Source organism: Rhodococcus aetherivorans (assembly GCF_025722975.1).
GTDB lineage: Bacteria > Actinomycetota > Actinomycetes > Mycobacteriales > Mycobacteriaceae > Rhodococcus > Rhodococcus aetherivorans.
Window position 1 is genome coordinate 260906 of the sequence record NZ_CP106984.1, and the last position, 14373, is coordinate 275278.

At 64.2% G+C, this 14373-nt stretch carries 13 protein-coding genes and 1 pseudogene; 8 read left to right on the forward strand and 6 right to left on the reverse strand.

Annotated elements, in window-relative coordinates; genetic code table 11:
- Window positions 1–1346: 1346 nt before the first annotated feature.
- Window positions 1347–1886 carry a TetR/AcrR family transcriptional regulator gene (locus tag OCS65_RS29610; protein ID WP_263510570.1) on the reverse strand — a complete coding sequence of 180 codons (540 nt, stop codon included), beginning with the start codon at window positions 1884–1886 and terminating at the stop codon, window positions 1347–1349.
- 97 nt (window positions 1887–1983) lie between these two features.
- Between OCS65_RS29610 and OCS65_RS29615 the strand changes: the two genes are divergently transcribed.
- The 5 genes and pseudogenes from OCS65_RS29615 to OCS65_RS29635 form a co-directional block, all read left to right on the forward strand.
- A complete protein-coding gene (locus tag OCS65_RS29615; protein ID WP_263510571.1) occupies window positions 1984–2388 on the forward strand; it encodes a nuclear transport factor 2 family protein in 405 nt (134 codons plus the stop codon).
- Between the two features lie 315 nt (window positions 2389–2703).
- On the forward strand, window positions 2704–2991 hold the full coding sequence (locus tag OCS65_RS29620; protein WP_263510572.1) for a hypothetical protein: 288 nt from the start codon (window positions 2704–2706) through the stop codon (window positions 2989–2991).
- Between the two features lie 570 nt (window positions 2992–3561).
- The gene (locus OCS65_RS29625; protein WP_263510573.1) at window positions 3562–4086 is read left to right on the forward strand and encodes a hypothetical protein; all 525 of its coding nucleotides are present in this window, start codon (window positions 3562–3564) and stop codon (window positions 4084–4086) included.
- The gene (locus tag OCS65_RS29630; protein WP_263510574.1) at window positions 4083–4703 is read left to right on the forward strand and encodes an RES family NAD+ phosphorylase; all 621 of its coding nucleotides are present in this window, start codon (window positions 4083–4085) and stop codon (window positions 4701–4703) included. The genes OCS65_RS29625 and OCS65_RS29630 overlap by 4 nt, the downstream gene beginning before the upstream one ends.
- A 149-nt stretch (window positions 4704–4852) precedes the next feature.
- A pseudogene (locus OCS65_RS29635) lies at window positions 4853–5089 on the forward strand (NADP-dependent isocitrate dehydrogenase); the annotation flags it as partial.
- A 633-nt stretch (window positions 5090–5722) separates the two neighbouring features.
- Here OCS65_RS29635 and OCS65_RS29640 read toward each other — a convergent pair.
- The 3 genes from OCS65_RS29640 to OCS65_RS29650 form a co-directional block, all read right to left on the reverse strand.
- Entirely contained in the window at window positions 5723–7081 is a 1359-nt protein-coding gene (locus OCS65_RS29640; protein ID WP_263510575.1) for a hypothetical protein, read from the reverse strand.
- Between the two features lie 437 nt (window positions 7082–7518).
- On the reverse strand, window positions 7519–8325 hold the full coding sequence (locus OCS65_RS29645) for a hypothetical protein (RefSeq protein WP_263510576.1): 807 nt from the start codon (window positions 8323–8325) through the stop codon (window positions 7519–7521).
- On the reverse strand, window positions 8322–8933 hold the full coding sequence (locus tag OCS65_RS29650; protein WP_263510577.1) for a hypothetical protein: 612 nt from the start codon (window positions 8931–8933) through the stop codon (window positions 8322–8324). Before OCS65_RS29650 ends, OCS65_RS29645 begins: the two co-directional genes overlap by 4 nt.
- Window positions 8934–9422: 489 nt before the next feature.
- On the opposite strand from OCS65_RS29650, the gene OCS65_RS29655 reads away from it, so the two are divergent.
- From OCS65_RS29655 to OCS65_RS29665, 3 genes are all read left to right on the forward strand, one after another.
- Entirely contained in the window at window positions 9423–9854 is a 432-nt protein-coding gene (locus tag OCS65_RS29655) for a helix-turn-helix domain-containing protein (protein ID WP_263510609.1), read from the forward strand.
- 864 nt (window positions 9855–10718) lie between these two features.
- Window positions 10719–12083: a cytochrome P450 gene (locus tag OCS65_RS29660; protein WP_263510610.1), complete on the forward strand. Its 1365-nt coding sequence runs from the start codon at window positions 10719–10721 to the stop codon at window positions 12081–12083.
- 68 nt (window positions 12084–12151) lie between these two features.
- Window positions 12152–13165, forward strand: a complete 1014-nt coding sequence (locus OCS65_RS29665) for a GAF domain-containing protein (protein ID WP_263510578.1) — start codon at window positions 12152–12154, stop codon at window positions 13163–13165.
- Between the two features lie 237 nt (window positions 13166–13402).
- On the opposite strand, the gene OCS65_RS29670 is transcribed toward OCS65_RS29665, so the two are convergent.
- Both OCS65_RS29670 and OCS65_RS29675 read right to left on the reverse strand, forming a co-directional pair.
- Entirely contained in the window at window positions 13403–13999 is a 597-nt protein-coding gene (locus OCS65_RS29670; RefSeq protein WP_263510579.1) for a hypothetical protein, read from the reverse strand.
- Window positions 14000–14011: 12 nt separating this feature from the next.
- Window positions 14012–14368 carry a hypothetical protein gene (locus OCS65_RS29675; protein WP_263510580.1) on the reverse strand — a complete coding sequence of 119 codons (357 nt, stop codon included), beginning with the start codon at window positions 14366–14368 and terminating at the stop codon, window positions 14012–14014.
- Window positions 14369–14373: the final 5 nt, after the last annotated feature.

Here is a 14373-nt window from a genome sequence, read left to right on the forward strand (position 1 = left end):
ACGAAGAGAACAAAACGTGAGTCGAGTGTGAGATTCGGTAATGGGTGCTGCTGGACGGTGTTTGGGTCGATTGGCATCAGCGGGCGGTTGTGAACTGTAGCGCAACATCTTTCAGTATGACCGCGGTGGCTATGATGCGATTCGGCGCTCGCACGCGCCATGAGGCGCTTACTTTCGGTCACGCCGGGGATGTGTGTCGCGCGAAATCATCTATTAGGCGCTGTGCAACGGTGGCCGATAAGTGGTTGTGCCGCAGGCGTTATCTGCAATGGCTCGACCGCATCGACGCGGCAGAGGCGGCGACCCGGGAGAGGTCCGTGTTCGGGTGGCCGCGTTTATGGCTGCCCGCACGTCGACCACCGTGACGGCCGGTTCGGACGGGTGTTCTACGACATCGACAGCGGCGAGCTACTGGCACAAGAAATTTGTGACCATGACTGCAGAACCGTGTCGTCGGTGCAGTTGAGGTCGGCACACCGCGCGGTGCACTGCCTCCAGACCGATATCCCGATATGCGGTGCGTCCAGCCGATGGTCATTCATGAGATAGGTCGAGGCGTATCTGTCCGACGAACTCGACACCATCCTGACCTATCGAGGGCCCAGGCAGCCCGGGACTGAAGGGCATGTACGCGGTCTGTGGTGACGTGCCAGCGCCGAGTCGACGAAAGAGCGGCTATCGGCCGGCTACCGGGACAACGGTGAAAGCGCGAGCGAGGTGCGCACTCGTCGCTTCAGTGCCGCATCAGTCGGGTGAAAGCGCGCGGTCAGTACCTCCACAGGCGGGACACCGGGTGGAGACGAAGAAGGATCGGGTGCGTTCGGTCGCCTCTCGGCGAAAGGCACAGCACGGCTCCAGCCGAACGGAACTCCGTGAAGGCAAAGGGTTGAGCCCGGGGGACACGAAAACGCACCCGATCCGGCCAGTGCAACGCGACCGTGCGTCAGCCTATTCCCGCGGGAATTTGTAGCGGACCTGACCGTGTGAGCTGCGCCAGTGGCTCGGGGATCCAGGAGTTTATGAATCTGCGTCGGCACGCATGCGTGCCGCGCGTGAAATGCATGCCACGTCGCAGGCCACGCATGCATCGTAGATCGGCCAATCAAACAGCGTGCAAGGTCCGAGGTTCCTCACGAACAAGGAATGCCTGGGCTCACAGCTCCAGGTCGGGGCCGGCCTGGGGGCTGGGGTCGGGTAGCTCCCCAGGGGGCCGCGGTTGTACTACCGCCGGTGTGCCGGGCTTCGCGTGGTGTGGGTGACCGGACACGGCGGCGCGCCCAGAGCGGAGAGCAACGCCTCCTGCCCGCCGGCATCACGACCTGGCAACAGGTGCAGAGGAGTACCGCTCACGCGGTCATCACGCGCATGGCCAGCTCGGCCACGCGGCGCAGCTGCTCCTCGTCGGCGCCGTCGCGGGCGTAGGACGACAGGCCCACGAGCAGAGCATGGGTGAAGGCGGCGAGCGTGTCGGCGTCGACGCTCGTCTCCGTGTCGGTGTCGACTGTCCGCAGTCGGTCTGCGGTGATCGCGCGGTTGTGGTGGCGATTGCCGGTGAGCTCGGGTGCGGTGTTGACGAGGCATCCACGTGGATGTGCTTCGCTGGCGTACTCCTGGCATGCACGGTCGAGCATCAACTGCAGCACCTCGTGCGGAGTCGTCCCGGCGGTCCCGGCTGTCGTCACGGACGCGGGGTTGGCTTCATAGCGGGCGACGGCCTCCTTGAACAGGGTCTGTTTGTCGCCGAATGCGGCGTACAGGCTCGGCGCGGAGATGCCGAGCTCCTGCGTGAGGTCGGCGATGGAGGTCTGCTCGTAGCCGTGCTCCCAGAACAGGAGCATCGCCTTGTCCAATGCGGTGTCTCGATCGAAGTTGCGGGGCCGTCCCATTCATTCATTTTATAACGACCGCTACAGATATGCTAGCGTTCTGTATCGACCACTACAGATCGGCGGCCGGCGCTCGCCGCGACAGACAGGACACCTGATGACCCCCACCACAACAGACACCACGACCGCCTTCCTCGAGGGCCTCGGAGCACAGGACCCGGAGCAACTGGGCGAGCTGTTCGCGGAGGAGATCGACTGGTTCGTTCCGGGCGACCCGGCCGTAGCGCACTGGGTCGGAGCACGATCGCGCAAGAGCGAGGTGCCCGACTACTTCCGTGCCCTGTGGGCCGCCCTCGTACCAGGCAAAAGCGTCGTCTCGGTCGAGACTGTCGTCACCGACGGCGAGGACGCCGTCATCTTCGGTGCGTTCGACCACGTCGCAGCCGCGACCGGACGCCCGTTCCACACCGACGTCGCGCTGCGCTTGACCGTGAAGGCGGGAAAGATCACGCGCATGCACCTGTTCGAGGACACGGCAGCAACAGCAGCGGCGTTCGTCTAGGTGAGGAACCGTCCACCGTCCGGCCCGGCGACTTCGAACAAGCGGAGTGGGACATGCGCTTTCTGTCCGCGCTCACCCGACATCTGTCGGCACGCCCCTGGGACACCGGGATGTACGAGATCGGATAGCTGAGCTGGGCGGATTCGGTCATGACGCCGGCGGTGGCGGGATTGCTCCCACCCCGTTTCCCCGGACCTCTCGCCGAACCCGCCGTGCGCCTCTCAATGCAACGGGCTCTCCACGGTCTCTGCCATCAGGCTGTCCGTAGAGTCGTCCATCGGTTGGGGATCGTGTTGCCCGTTGTGGCAGCACATCGTGTCCCGACTACCGATCGGCAGGACCGACTTCGACCGACAGGCCGGCTGGTCGGCCCTGGCTGTCGTCGCGAGCGGCGCCCCGGCCGAGGAGTGGAACAACGAGATCCGCGCCGTGCTCCTCGGACTCGGGTGGCGCGTGGCCGACCGTTCGGCGTTCGCTGCTATCGCTGTCGACAGCCCCACACTCGAGGTGCTGGGGTTTCTTGCCGGGCGGGCCCGCAGTGGGCGGCTGACCGGTGTGCATCCGGCCGTTGTTGCGACCGCTCGTGCCGCGATCGGTCTCTGAGCTCCGGGATCGTTCATGTGTCCGCAGGGCAGTGGACATGACCTCGGCCGTCATCGGAGTAGTGCTCGCCCAGATGACCCTCCTCATCGGAGGCCACGAGTGCATGTCCGAGGGTGGAGCCCGCACAGGACTGGGCATCGGAATCGGCGTCGAGTCAGCGCCGCGCTCAGGTGGTACCGGTGGGTGCAGGAAACCATCGTCGGTGACATAGCGGCTCGGCCAGGCCTGCTGAGGTCAATGCCGAGTTCGTCATTGACGAGAACGTAATTGGAGGTGGGTCCGTGCATCTGCACGGACCCACTTTCTTTGGTGCAATCGGACATGCCGATCTCCTGGGAGATCGGAGGTGCACGTCCTGCCGATGGACAGCTGATCTCCCGGCGGTGAACACGGGGGCCAGCGATGTGTCGGTCTTGAACCGGACGCCCTTCCGGGCCGGCCCCCGCATCGATCTCGGTGCCGGGGGTCTTATGCCGTTCGTGTAGACGTCCGGGACCACACTGGTTGACATGGTTGACGAATATGGGGATGCTGGGGTTGTCTACGTTGACAAGGGGGGCGGGGGCTCGCATGAACACCCTGGTCGAACAGGAACGCAAGCTCATGGAGCTTCTTACCCGCCGCGTTCACGAGACGTTCGCGAACGCGCGTGCAGCCGGTGTCCCCGCTGAGGTCTTCGACGACGTCGAATCGATCGCCCGCGCGATGGCTGCGGCCCTGCCGACCAGTCACATCTACGACCAGTTGGTCGGTCCGTTCTACGACACCGGCGGCCTGACCCGGTGGTGGGGCGTGAGCCGACAGGCCGTCAACAAGGCTGTTGCCGCCGACTCCGTGATCGCCTGTCGGCTCGCCGACGGCCAGTGGGTCTATCCCACCTGGCAGTTCATGGACACGGGAACGGTGCACCCGCACCTGATCGCCCTGTGGAGAACCCTGCGTGCGGGCGCCGACCCGTGGACGTGCGCAGTGTGGTTGCGCAGCCCGCAGCACGAACTGGGCGATCGCAGCGCATCCGACTGGATCGCCGAGGGCTACCCACTCGACCCGGCGCTGGCGCTGGCCCGCGCCGACGCGCAGCGGTGGGCCGCGTGAGCCGGGACAGTGTCGCTCTTCTGCCACCGAGCCGGCCGCTGCACGGGTTCCCGAGCGGTGAGCTCACCGCGGCGCAGCCGCTCGTGCGCGGACACCGGGAGACGAACGGTCCGTGGTGGTTCTCCTCCGACGGCGGCGGCCGATTCGATCTGACCCCGCCACGCGGTACCTGTTATCTCGCGTTCGACGAGCGCACTGCGATCCGAGAGACCGTCGGCGAGGCGCTGGCGAGGACAGGGGTGATCAGTGAGGACTTCGCCGCTATCCGCCGGCTGTCGACCCTGGCTGTGCCGCACGACCATGTGGTCGCCGACACCTGCGCGGAGCAGGCCGCGGACTTCGGTCTCACCCGAGAACTGGTGTCCATGACGCCGTACGCGGTGCCACAGGAGTGGGCGGCATCGTTCGATGCCATCGGCTTCACCGGAATCCAGTACCAGACCCGGTTCACCACCGGACCGCACCCGAACGCGGTCGGTCTGTTCGGTCCGGCAGGAAAAGCAGCCTGGTCGACCGATCCGAACCCCGAGGCGTTCACCGCGGCCGCCCGTCGGTGCGGTTTCACTGTTACCGGCCCGCCGCGGTCGGTGCGGATCGTCTCACCGCCGACGAGCTGACGTCCGGCATCAGTGATCAGGTCGGACTGTTCGAGTTGGCAGCTCCCTGCGCGATTTTCGGCACCGATCTTGCCGAACTTGCCGGCGGTCACGGCTGGTACGACTTTCGCATCTGCGGCCCCCACCGGCACCTACGTCGGCGGATGGCACTTGGCGCGCAGACCGAGGACCCGGAACTCGCAGAACAGTTCACCCCGCTGGCCGAGGCGCTGGCCGGGGACGAGGACGCGATCGTGCGGGAGCTGATCGAGGTGCAGGGCGCGCCGGTCGACATCGGCGGCTATTGCAAGCCGGACAGCGATAAGACCGTGGTCGTGATGCGGCCCAGTCAGACCTTGAACACAGCGTTGGCGGCCGTCAACGCTGAGTCCGGAACTGCACCGTGACAGGTAGACCTGCATACTTGTGAGTAAGCTCCGCCACTCCATGGCCGGTGTGACCGCGGGTCGTCGAGCTGGCCTCAAGGTCGAGCTGGCCCCAAGAATGCCTAGGCAGAGGGGAAGTCGGCTGGCTCAAACGGAGTGCCGGTCGACCTGCTCGCGTAGTACGCGGACGCCGGCCGGCATTGGTACGACATCACACCGATGAGAATTGAGTTGACGACGTCGATCATCCGATCGGTGGCGCTAAGGACCGTGCTCACATCTGCCGATCCTGATCCTCTCGGGAGGGTCACCGACGTCGCGGCCGTCCCGGGGTAGGGTCCCAGCGAGCGCACCTTCGTGTGGCTGCACCAGTCGAAACGTTTGCGCGTCCGCTCCAGGGCGGGACATGCCAGCGCCGAGTTGACGTAAGGACCGTGATATCGGCCAACGCCCGCTTCAACGAGTCGTATGCGTGCTGTCGAGCGCGCCGGGCGCTCGAGGTGTCGAGACGAGGGTGGTGACCGGGAGCCGACGCACGTGCCGTGCGGGCAGGTAGGACAGTCGGTTACGCGTCGTGAGTTGATTGCCGTCTGCGGCTGAGTAGCTGCATGCCGAGGTAGCGCTTCCTTGTTGTGCGTGAATGGGTAGGCGCGTTTATCGAGCACAGCGTGCAGCAGCGGTCCTCTTCGCTGCGAGGTCCGTCGCGAGCTGTTCGCGCACTGCTTGTCGATGTTCGCCGGTTGCCGGTCGAGCCTGGGGGATCGAGGTGGCGACGAGGGCACGGTGGCGGGTCTTGATGATCCGGTGTGCTGCATCTGTCGGGGTTTCGCCCTTGTGCGTTCGGTCGTGGATCTTGCGTTCGGTGGGGGAGGGGCCGGACCAGTCGAGGCGGGAGAGTCGATAGGCCACCAGCCGTAGCGGCGAGGTCATCGCGTGTGCGGTGGGCCATGTCCATCCGCGAGTGGTGCCGTCGTGGTTGAGGGCGTGAGCGATGTCGATGCCTGTCCAGCGGTCGGTGTCGATACCGGCGTCGAGTAGGAGGTCGCAGACCGATCCGATGTGCCCTCGGCGTCTGCCGGTTGCGTCGTCGATGCCGACGATCGTGCGTAGCGCGGGGACGCGGTCGATCAGTTGGGCGGCTGCTCGCTGGAGGGCCAGCGGCCGGGGCGTGGTCGGTGTCGAGTTCTGTTCGCCTGCGCGTATGCGCGCTTGGTGATCTTTCCTGACGGAAAGACACCTTGATAAAGAACCACTAGGGGATTGGGGTGCGGAGCTTGGTGAGTGGTGTGGGACTGGTGAAACGGATTGAGTGGCAGAGGTTCCGGTCATGAGAGTGAAGCGTGGCCGTCGACGTGACTTCCTGTGTGGTTTCTCTGGTGCGGGCATGGTCTCGACGGCCCATGCGGGTGCAGAGAGTGCCCACACGCTGGCAGCGCCGCTCTGTAGTCGACTCGGAGGTTGACCGTGGGTGTATGTGTGGAGGCGGGCGGCGGCTTCACGTTCGGTGGCGTTGAGTTTCTTGCCGCGGGCCAGTTCGACGCCGAGGTCGAGTGTTTTCAGTGCGCGTCGGCCGCGTTTGAGTTGGTCGATCGACAGGCTGTCGTTGGTGGCGAGGGTGGCCAAGGATGCGCAGACGTGGCGTCCGGTGGTGGATTCGGCGTACCGGGCGTGGGCGGCGCAGACGCGTAGGAATGTCTGGGCGGCGATGCCGTGGCGTGTGAGGGCGGTGCGTCCGCGTTCGGTGTGGGTGACGATCCATTCGCACAGGCTCAGCCAGTAGCGGCGGCTGTGCCAGGTCGGGACACGGGCACACGCGCCCGCAGGGACAGGCAGTGAGAGCGCGGTGCGGGTGCCGACGGGCTGGGCGTCGAGCAGGTCGCGGACCGCGTCCTCGGCAGGATGGTCCTGCGCGTGGGCTGCTTCGAGCACGGTGACGTTCGCGACGGCGGCAGCGACGATGACGTCCCATTCGGCGTCGGTGAACGGCTGCGGAAGTAGGAGGTCGGCCTCCACGGTGTCGGTCGAGACGCCGAGGGCGGAAGTGTAGGTGGTTGGGCGTGTTTCAGGGTGTGCGCTACCCTGAGACGTACCTGGCACGGTAAGTCCCTTCGGGGAAGCAGTAACTCAAGAATTTTCGAAGCGGCAAACTTCGGAGATTCGCTCAAGAGCGTGATCGTCCGGCCAGACGTTCTCGCTCGAGTGGTGAAGGATCTATTGAGTCCTTCTGCGGATGTGCTCGTGAAGCCCACCCTTTCGGGGGTGGGTTTCTCTTTTGGGTTGAGTCACTGCGCTGTTGAACTGTCGGATTGATCGGTTCGGGTTACGGGGTCATGGATGCGTCTCCTCGGTGCCTCAAAGCGTGTGACGACTCCGGTTCGGAGCGTGCGTAACTCGTGGTAGATGAGCTGTGCGTCCGAACGGGATGCGGGGCGTGGAGCAGGTAGGCGGTTCTATGAACCGTGCGGCAGGATGATCGACTGTGCGAACGCGGCGACCTGTCTGACCTGCTCGACCGAGGCTGTTTCCGGATCGGACGCAACGAGCCCGACAGTGTCGGCAAACGCGACGAACCCACCGGCGGTAGAGCAAGGCGTGGGGGACAGGATCACCGGTCCGTACGTCTCGACCAGCTCCTCGAGGTCCAGCACAGCAGGAGTCGCGGTCCCGCAGACGAGTCGAGCTTTGAGCACGCTGTCGAGGGCGACGAGTGCCCATTCGCGGCCGTCTCGATCGACAGCAACCTGATGGTTCACGCGGCCGTCCGATCGCTCGTGACGGGCGGGGCCATGCGGCGGTCCCAGGCGGTATACGCCTCGAGGGCAAAAGGACATCGCAACCGGTGTCTCGTGCTCATGCCCGATGGCATCGAGTGCGCCGAGGATGGCTTCCAGACCGCCGACGGTGTGGCCGGCGAGATGATCGAGGGCGTCGGTGCAGGTGTCGGCGACGGCGCTCCATGCGAGGTCGAGACCGGGGGAGTGGGCGGCGGTGCGGGCTGTGCGCGCGATGTCCGCGATAGCGTGCCATTGCTCGAGCGTTGCGTTGTCGGTGGCGGTGTCTCGGCAGGCGGCGGCGATCTGTTCGGCCGCCAGGCGCGGGAACCCGTCGATGACGGCGACCAGACCCCAGGTGCGGTGGGCGTACAGGTCGGCGAACCAGCGCCAGCGGTCCGCAGCAGGGTGGTCATCGCCGGCCGGTGCCTCGATGACCCCCTGGGCGATGGCCTCGTACAGATTCAGGTGCGGGCTCGGCTTCATGCCACCGCCCCCTTGAACAACGTGAGTTGTCCGCCGGCGGGGGACGCTGCACCATCCTGCGCAGAAGGAGAAGCAGGCACAATCCGATCGGTCGCGGCGCGCCGGGACGGTCGGCGTTTCGATTTGGGCTTTCGACGTTTGGTCTTGGTTCCGCACCGGTCGGCGTAGGCATCGAACATCTCGGGAGCGATCTCGTCGCCTTTACCGGAGAACAGTCGCCCGGCGAGGATCTGATCGCGGATCTTCTCCCCGCTGGCCAACCTGCGGTCGAGTTCAGCGGTGCATGAGGTGAGCAGCGGGCACTGGGCGCACGCAGCGACGGCTTGCCGCCACGGGGCGGATTTGTTTCCGCTGACCGTCCACACCTGCCCTTTGCCGGAGCACAGACCTTGACCTGCGCGGACCTCGCTCATCGGGGCCTTGAAGCGGGATTCGAGCTCGATGGCGATACGGCGCGAAGTGGGGCATACGCGCACGGTCGGGGTGTAGACGAATCCGCATCGTCGGCACCGGCCGGTGCCGCAGTGTTCCCGCTCGAGCGCGCGGAGCTGGTTCGTCGAGTAGTCGCTGAACGATCGCGTGTGGGCGCGTGCGGTGAGCGTGCGCAACGCCTCGACGACGGGCGGGCACAGCGGCCGGTCCGTGGAGTAGGTGAACCCGCACGACGAGCATGCGGTGCCCTCCGGATTCGGAAGGTGCTCAGCGAGGACGTAGTGGGGATCCTTGCTGCCACAAATTGTGTCGTGAGTCTCTCCGTCAGGACGGGCGGGACTCTCTGCTACTAGGCGTATCTGCCCAGCGCCAACTAACCTGTTCATCGCAGGCTCCGTATCTGCAATCGAGGCCACGGGCCGCTAACCCGTGTGCCTCTGGCTTGTTCGACTGCTGTAACAGTCGGCTTGCTATTGGACGGTCCCTCAGCTGCTGCTAACAGCTGGGGGACCGTTCGCGTTCAGTGACTACTTCACTCCTTCCATATCATCCATCTATACAAACGATCTATTCAAATCCATATGCGCGCATCGTATCGAGGGAGTTGCACAGTGTCTAGCGATGACGACTTCACAAGGAGGATTCGGACGGTGAGCCGACGGGTAATGCGTGGCTTCAGTCCCGACGCTCTGCGTCAGGCGCGCCTCAACGCCGGCTTGTCGCAGACGGAGATCGCGCGGGTCGCGAAGGTAGGCACCGGGACCGTCCGCCGTTGGGAAATGGGCGAGTCCTCCCCGCAGGTCGATTTGCTCGCTCGAGTTGTCGAAGTGCTTGGGGTGACGATCGCGGACGTGGTGAAAGTGCCCGAGGCGGAGCGCTACCCGGGTGACTGGCGTGTGCTGCTGGGTCTGACGCAGCCGCAACTCGGCGCCAAAGCTGGCGTTACCACTCAGATCGTGAGCTGCGTGGAACGGGGTGTGATTTCGCTTTCCGACAACGTCAGCGAAAGGCTCTCTGCTGCATTGGGGATTTCGGAGGACGAACTGCGAGCGGCGCACGAACGCGCTCGAAACAGGCCGCTCGGCGAGCCTTCGTAGGTCCTCTGCCCGCGAACGTCTTGTGTGTCTTTCTTCGTCGGTGCTCGCGGTCTGCATGTCGTCTCCGATTCCGGGTAGCTGGAAGCAGGCCTCACGATTTTCGTGGGCCTACTGCTTCCAGACGGGAATCACTCACCGACCGGTGCGAGCACGAAGGAGGCACTCCCCCGAGCACATGAGAACTTACCCAGGTGGGGCAGTTGTGGCAAAGCGTGTGTTTCAAATCACTGTAACGCTCGATGTTCGGGACGTATCGGCATGGGAAAGCTTCCGATGGCACTTGTTCGGCAGCTTTGGCCGACAGTGTTTGACTTGACGGTGCTAGAGCGCATTCGGGTTCGAGGTCGAGATGACAGCCGCGTTCAATCCATTCGTCGTTCTGCTCGGCCGGGCCGTTCGAGCGAACGGGGGCGAGGTGGCGCAGTCGCGTTCTCTTCCGATGCCGGTTCGGATGTGCTCACGCCAATCGCAGCACCGCAACGGTTGAACAGGCCGAAGGTGCCTGAGATGTCGTTAGATTGCTCGTATGGAAGATCCGGTAGACGTAGGTGAATAGTGGCTTCGCGCAGCGGAATCCGTAGCTATTTTGCGTCGGGCTGGAGCCCTATTCACATTTTGGCTGCAGGCAATTCCCTCGTTCGATCGCGGCGCGATTCCGAAGAGTGGATCTTGACTCAGTCAATGACACGTTTTTGCGTCGCCGAGGCCGATCGGGCACGCGGGTCGTGAGGCGTGGTCTCAGGTGGGGGTTCGGCGGAGGAGATGGCGGTACGGCACACTCGGGCCATGACTTCTGTGGGGAGTGCAAGTTCCGGAGGAATCACGCCGAACGATCCGGGGGATGGCAAGCAGGCGGAACAGCGGATGCCTCGACCGTCGTGGCGGCTGCCATTGCTTGGCGATGTGTTGCGCCTCGACCCTCAGCGACCTGTGCAGCGGGAAGCGCAGTTCGTGCGGGAGTTGGGCGACGTCTTCGAGATCAGCATTCTCGGCCGCAAGGTCGTCGTGGTGGGGGGTGGCGACGCAGCCGCAGAGGTCTTTGACGAAACCCGGTTCGCCAAGGCAGTTGTCCCCCCGGTAAGCAATCTGCGAGAACTGGCAGGTGACGGACTTTTCACTGCATTCAATAGCGAGCCGGCCTGGGCGCAGGCGCACAATGTGTTGATGCCGGCCTTCAGCCAGGCATCGATGCGCAGCTACCACGACGCGATGGTTGAATGCATCGACCAACTATGTGCCTACTGGGTCGATGCGGCCAGTGGCGAGCCTGTAGACATATCTTCTGACATGAACCGGCTGACCCTGGAGGTTATCGGCCGCACAGGGTTTGGCTACAGCTTCGACTCGTTCGCCCCTGGCCGTCATCCGTTCGTCGAATCGATGAGTCGCGCTATGGCGTACGTCTCCCAGACTGCAAATGATGTTCCGGTCCTTCGGGAAATTCTCGGATGGAAGGCTATGCGCCAAAATCCGAAAGACATTGCGCTGATGAAGAACATGGTAGATCAGGTCATTGCCGCCCGCCGCAGCGGTGAGACACCGCGACAGGACGATCTGTTGCAACGAATGCTCGAGAACCCGGACCCCCAGACGGGGGAAATGATGTCGAATCAGAGCATCCGTAACCAGGTCCTGACCTTCTTGATCGCCGGGCATGAGACCACCGCCGGGTTGCTGTCATTCGCGTTGCACTACCTGTCACTCAACCCTGAGATTGTCGAACGGGCCCGGGAAGAAATCGACGAGGTGTTCGGAACGACCGGCGCGCCGGCGCGCTTCGAGCAGGTCGCGAAGTTGCGGTACGTACGGCGCATCGTCGACGAGACGCTGCGACTGTGGCCATCCGGCCCGGCCTTCTTCCGCAAAGCTCGCCAAGAGACCACCCTGGCCGGCTATCCGATCCGCAAGAGCGAAACCATCCTGGTGGTCCTGCTCGCCCTGCACCGCGATCCGCAACTGTGGGGCGACGACGTAGAGCGGTTTGATCCGGATCGGTTCTTGCCCCCAGCCGTACGGGCTCGTCCGGCCCACGCATACAAGCCATTCGGTGTCGGCGCGCGTGCGTGCATTGGTCGCCAATTCGCGCTGCACGAGGCCGTACTCGCACTGGCCCGCATCCTTACGCACTTCGACATCGCACCCGTCCCGGGATACGAGTTGAGGGTGGAAGAGCTTCTGACGATCCGCCCCAAGGACCTGCGCCTGGTTATGCGACCCCGCAAGCGATGAGACGCGACGCCCGATCGCTCGAGAATGTACTCCCGTTACACTGACCGCTTGATCGATACGCAATCGTAATGAGCGAGGTCTGCATGGGCGGATGGCACTTGATCGAGACGTTGACCGAGGGCGTCGCGACACTGGTGGCTTCGGGGGACGAGACGAAAAGCATGCTCTCCACCAGGAGAAGCATCTCGCCAGCGGCTGACATCCTCGTTGAGCCGATCATCGAGCACGTACGGAAGACGCGGGAACCGTTCGAACGTGTCCTGCACTCGAAGCGCTTGAACCGCGCGTGGCGGTTTTACGCCTGGCCTATCATCGGGCCCTTCGGCGACGTGCACGGCATCCACATGTGGGTCGGCGATCCGAAGGAGAAGATGACGCCGCGACGACTGACGTCAGGGGTGTTCTGGTCGACCACCGATTGGCTGATCTACCAGACCTGGGAGTCCGCGGCCATGTCGGGAACGTTGCTCGAAGACTGGGTGCCTACGGCGCTTTCCTCGGATTACATCAGTCGAGCAATCCATATGGAGAAAGAACAGGAGTTCCTGGAGATCACCCTGGCACCCAAGCCGGGGATGGTGCTCAGCACCTGGTTCTCAGTCCGTCACGATCACGGCCACGCCATGCAGTGGCAGGTAATCCTGCGACCTACCCCGGACGGGAAGGGCGTGCGTGTTCTCTACCATGACTTCTCCGACGCCTATCCGCCATCCATGCCCACGCTCGCCGAACTCGGACTCACCGAAGGACTCGACGGGTCAAAGGTGCACGTCGCCCTCTTCGAAGCCCACCGGGGCTCGATCGTGTTGTGGATCGGCCGTGCCCCGGAGTGGCTCGAATGGCAGTACGCGCACCTGACCGGACCTGTCGTGCACCCGGACGATCTACCTACCTTGCAGGCCAGCGCGAAGCGAATCAGCCTTGGAGAAGCCCCGTATACCGTGGATCTGGTGCAATTGCACGGCGGTCAGGACGAGTGGGTGAAGTCCTCAGTAACTATGCGCCCATTCCAACTCAAGGATCGTCCTGCTCATGCGGAGCTGACACTCATCCAGGTCACTCCGGTAGACGATCATTACTGACCCTGAACGGCACCGTCTTCAAGCATCGGCGCACCCACCGCCTGACGACGGTTGTACTCGTTCATCGTTCTTCTACGCTTGAGGCACTGGGATACCGACAGCACTGCGCTGGGAACGCGTTGGTGCGGAGCTCTTCCTGCTGAGAAGGAGCACGATCTCGGAAAGAAGGCTGCCTGTCGAACTCGGATAGATTGGCAGGGAGCACTGTGCACGCCCTGGCACTGTACGTGTCCAGAGCTACCGTGCGAGGCGCAATTCCGTGTACGCAGCCTCGGCGATGGGCTGGGCCCTTGCGTACTCCGACGCGGCAGTCTCGCCGTTCGTGTAAAAGCGTTTGTCCTCTACGTACTGGCGCGTATCGGCCCGCTGCACCGCCAGCGCGTACGCCACCGGATCGCCCGGATCGACGTCCACGCCAGCAGTGTTGTCCATGAACGTGTCTGTCGCGGCGCGTACTGCGTCCGTGGAGTCGGCCCCGATGTTGTACGCGAACCGCCACCCGTAGATGTCCGCGATGGCCGCGGTTGGCGCAGGCAGAGATAACCCGGACCTCCAGCCTGTCTCGGCCTGACCGGCCAGAAGAGCTGCGACCGCCTGCTCCGGCGTACCTCCACGTTCTTCGACAGTTTCAACGATCGCGACAGCGTTCCGTTGATGGATCCTGAAGAGGATGTCGGTGCTGTCCTCGCCGAAGACCGACACGGCCGCCGGCGCGGCTGTCGTGCTCAGGGGAACGGTCGGCGCAGGCGTGGTCGGCTCGTCGCTCCCGCACGAAACCACGCCCACTGCAAGCGCTGCGATGATCAGGGCGACGACAAGGTTTTTTGGCTTCATAGGTCCTCCGGGTCAGTAACGGATCTCGTCGATGAGCCAGCGGTCGCCGTCCCGGACGATCGTGACCCACACCGTCGTGTCGGGCTGGACGGTATGGGTGCCGCTGCCGGACACCGCTGACTGTTTGATGGTGGCCACGCGGCGGATGACGGTGTCGGTGTCTTCGGGGCAGCCGGAGCACTCGATGTTGACGTCGGCGATGACCTTGGCCTGCTGCTTGGCCCAATGAGCCCACTGCACGCTGGGCGCGCGTTGGGTGCGGGCGTCGACGATCATGCGCTGGGCAAGGGAGTCGGTCAGCCAGTCGCGTGCGCGCCGGTAGGCGTCGTTCTGGGTGCGGTCGGTGGCCGGGTACCAGGTGAACACCACGGTGA

What these genes read in the sequence shown, in the direction of transcription:
- OCS65_RS29610 (WP_263510570.1), bottom strand. Translation starts at nt 1,886, where the DNA reads ATGGGACGGCCCCGCAACTTCGATCGAGACACCGCATTGGACAAGGCG.
- OCS65_RS29615 (WP_263510571.1), top strand. Translation starts at nt 1,984, where the DNA reads ATGACCCCCACCACAACAGACACCACGACCGCCTTCCTCGAGGGCCTC.
- OCS65_RS29625 (WP_263510573.1), top strand. Translation starts at nt 3,562, where the DNA reads ATGAACACCCTGGTCGAACAGGAACGCAAGCTCATGGAGCTTCTTACC.
- OCS65_RS29645 (WP_263510576.1), bottom strand. Translation starts at nt 8,325, where the DNA reads ATGAAGCCGAGCCCGCACCTGAATCTGTACGAGGCCATCGCCCAGGGG.
- OCS65_RS29655 (WP_263510609.1), top strand. Translation starts at nt 9,423, where the DNA reads ATGCGTGGCTTCAGTCCCGACGCTCTGCGTCAGGCGCGCCTCAACGCC.
- OCS65_RS29660 (WP_263510610.1), top strand. Translation starts at nt 10,719, where the DNA reads ATGCCTCGACCGTCGTGGCGGCTGCCATTGCTTGGCGATGTGTTGCGC.
- OCS65_RS29665 (WP_263510578.1), top strand. Translation starts at nt 12,152, where the DNA reads ATGAGCGAGGTCTGCATGGGCGGATGGCACTTGATCGAGACGTTGACC.
- OCS65_RS29670 (WP_263510579.1), bottom strand. Translation starts at nt 13,999, where the DNA reads ATGAAGCCAAAAAACCTTGTCGTCGCCCTGATCATCGCAGCGCTTGCA.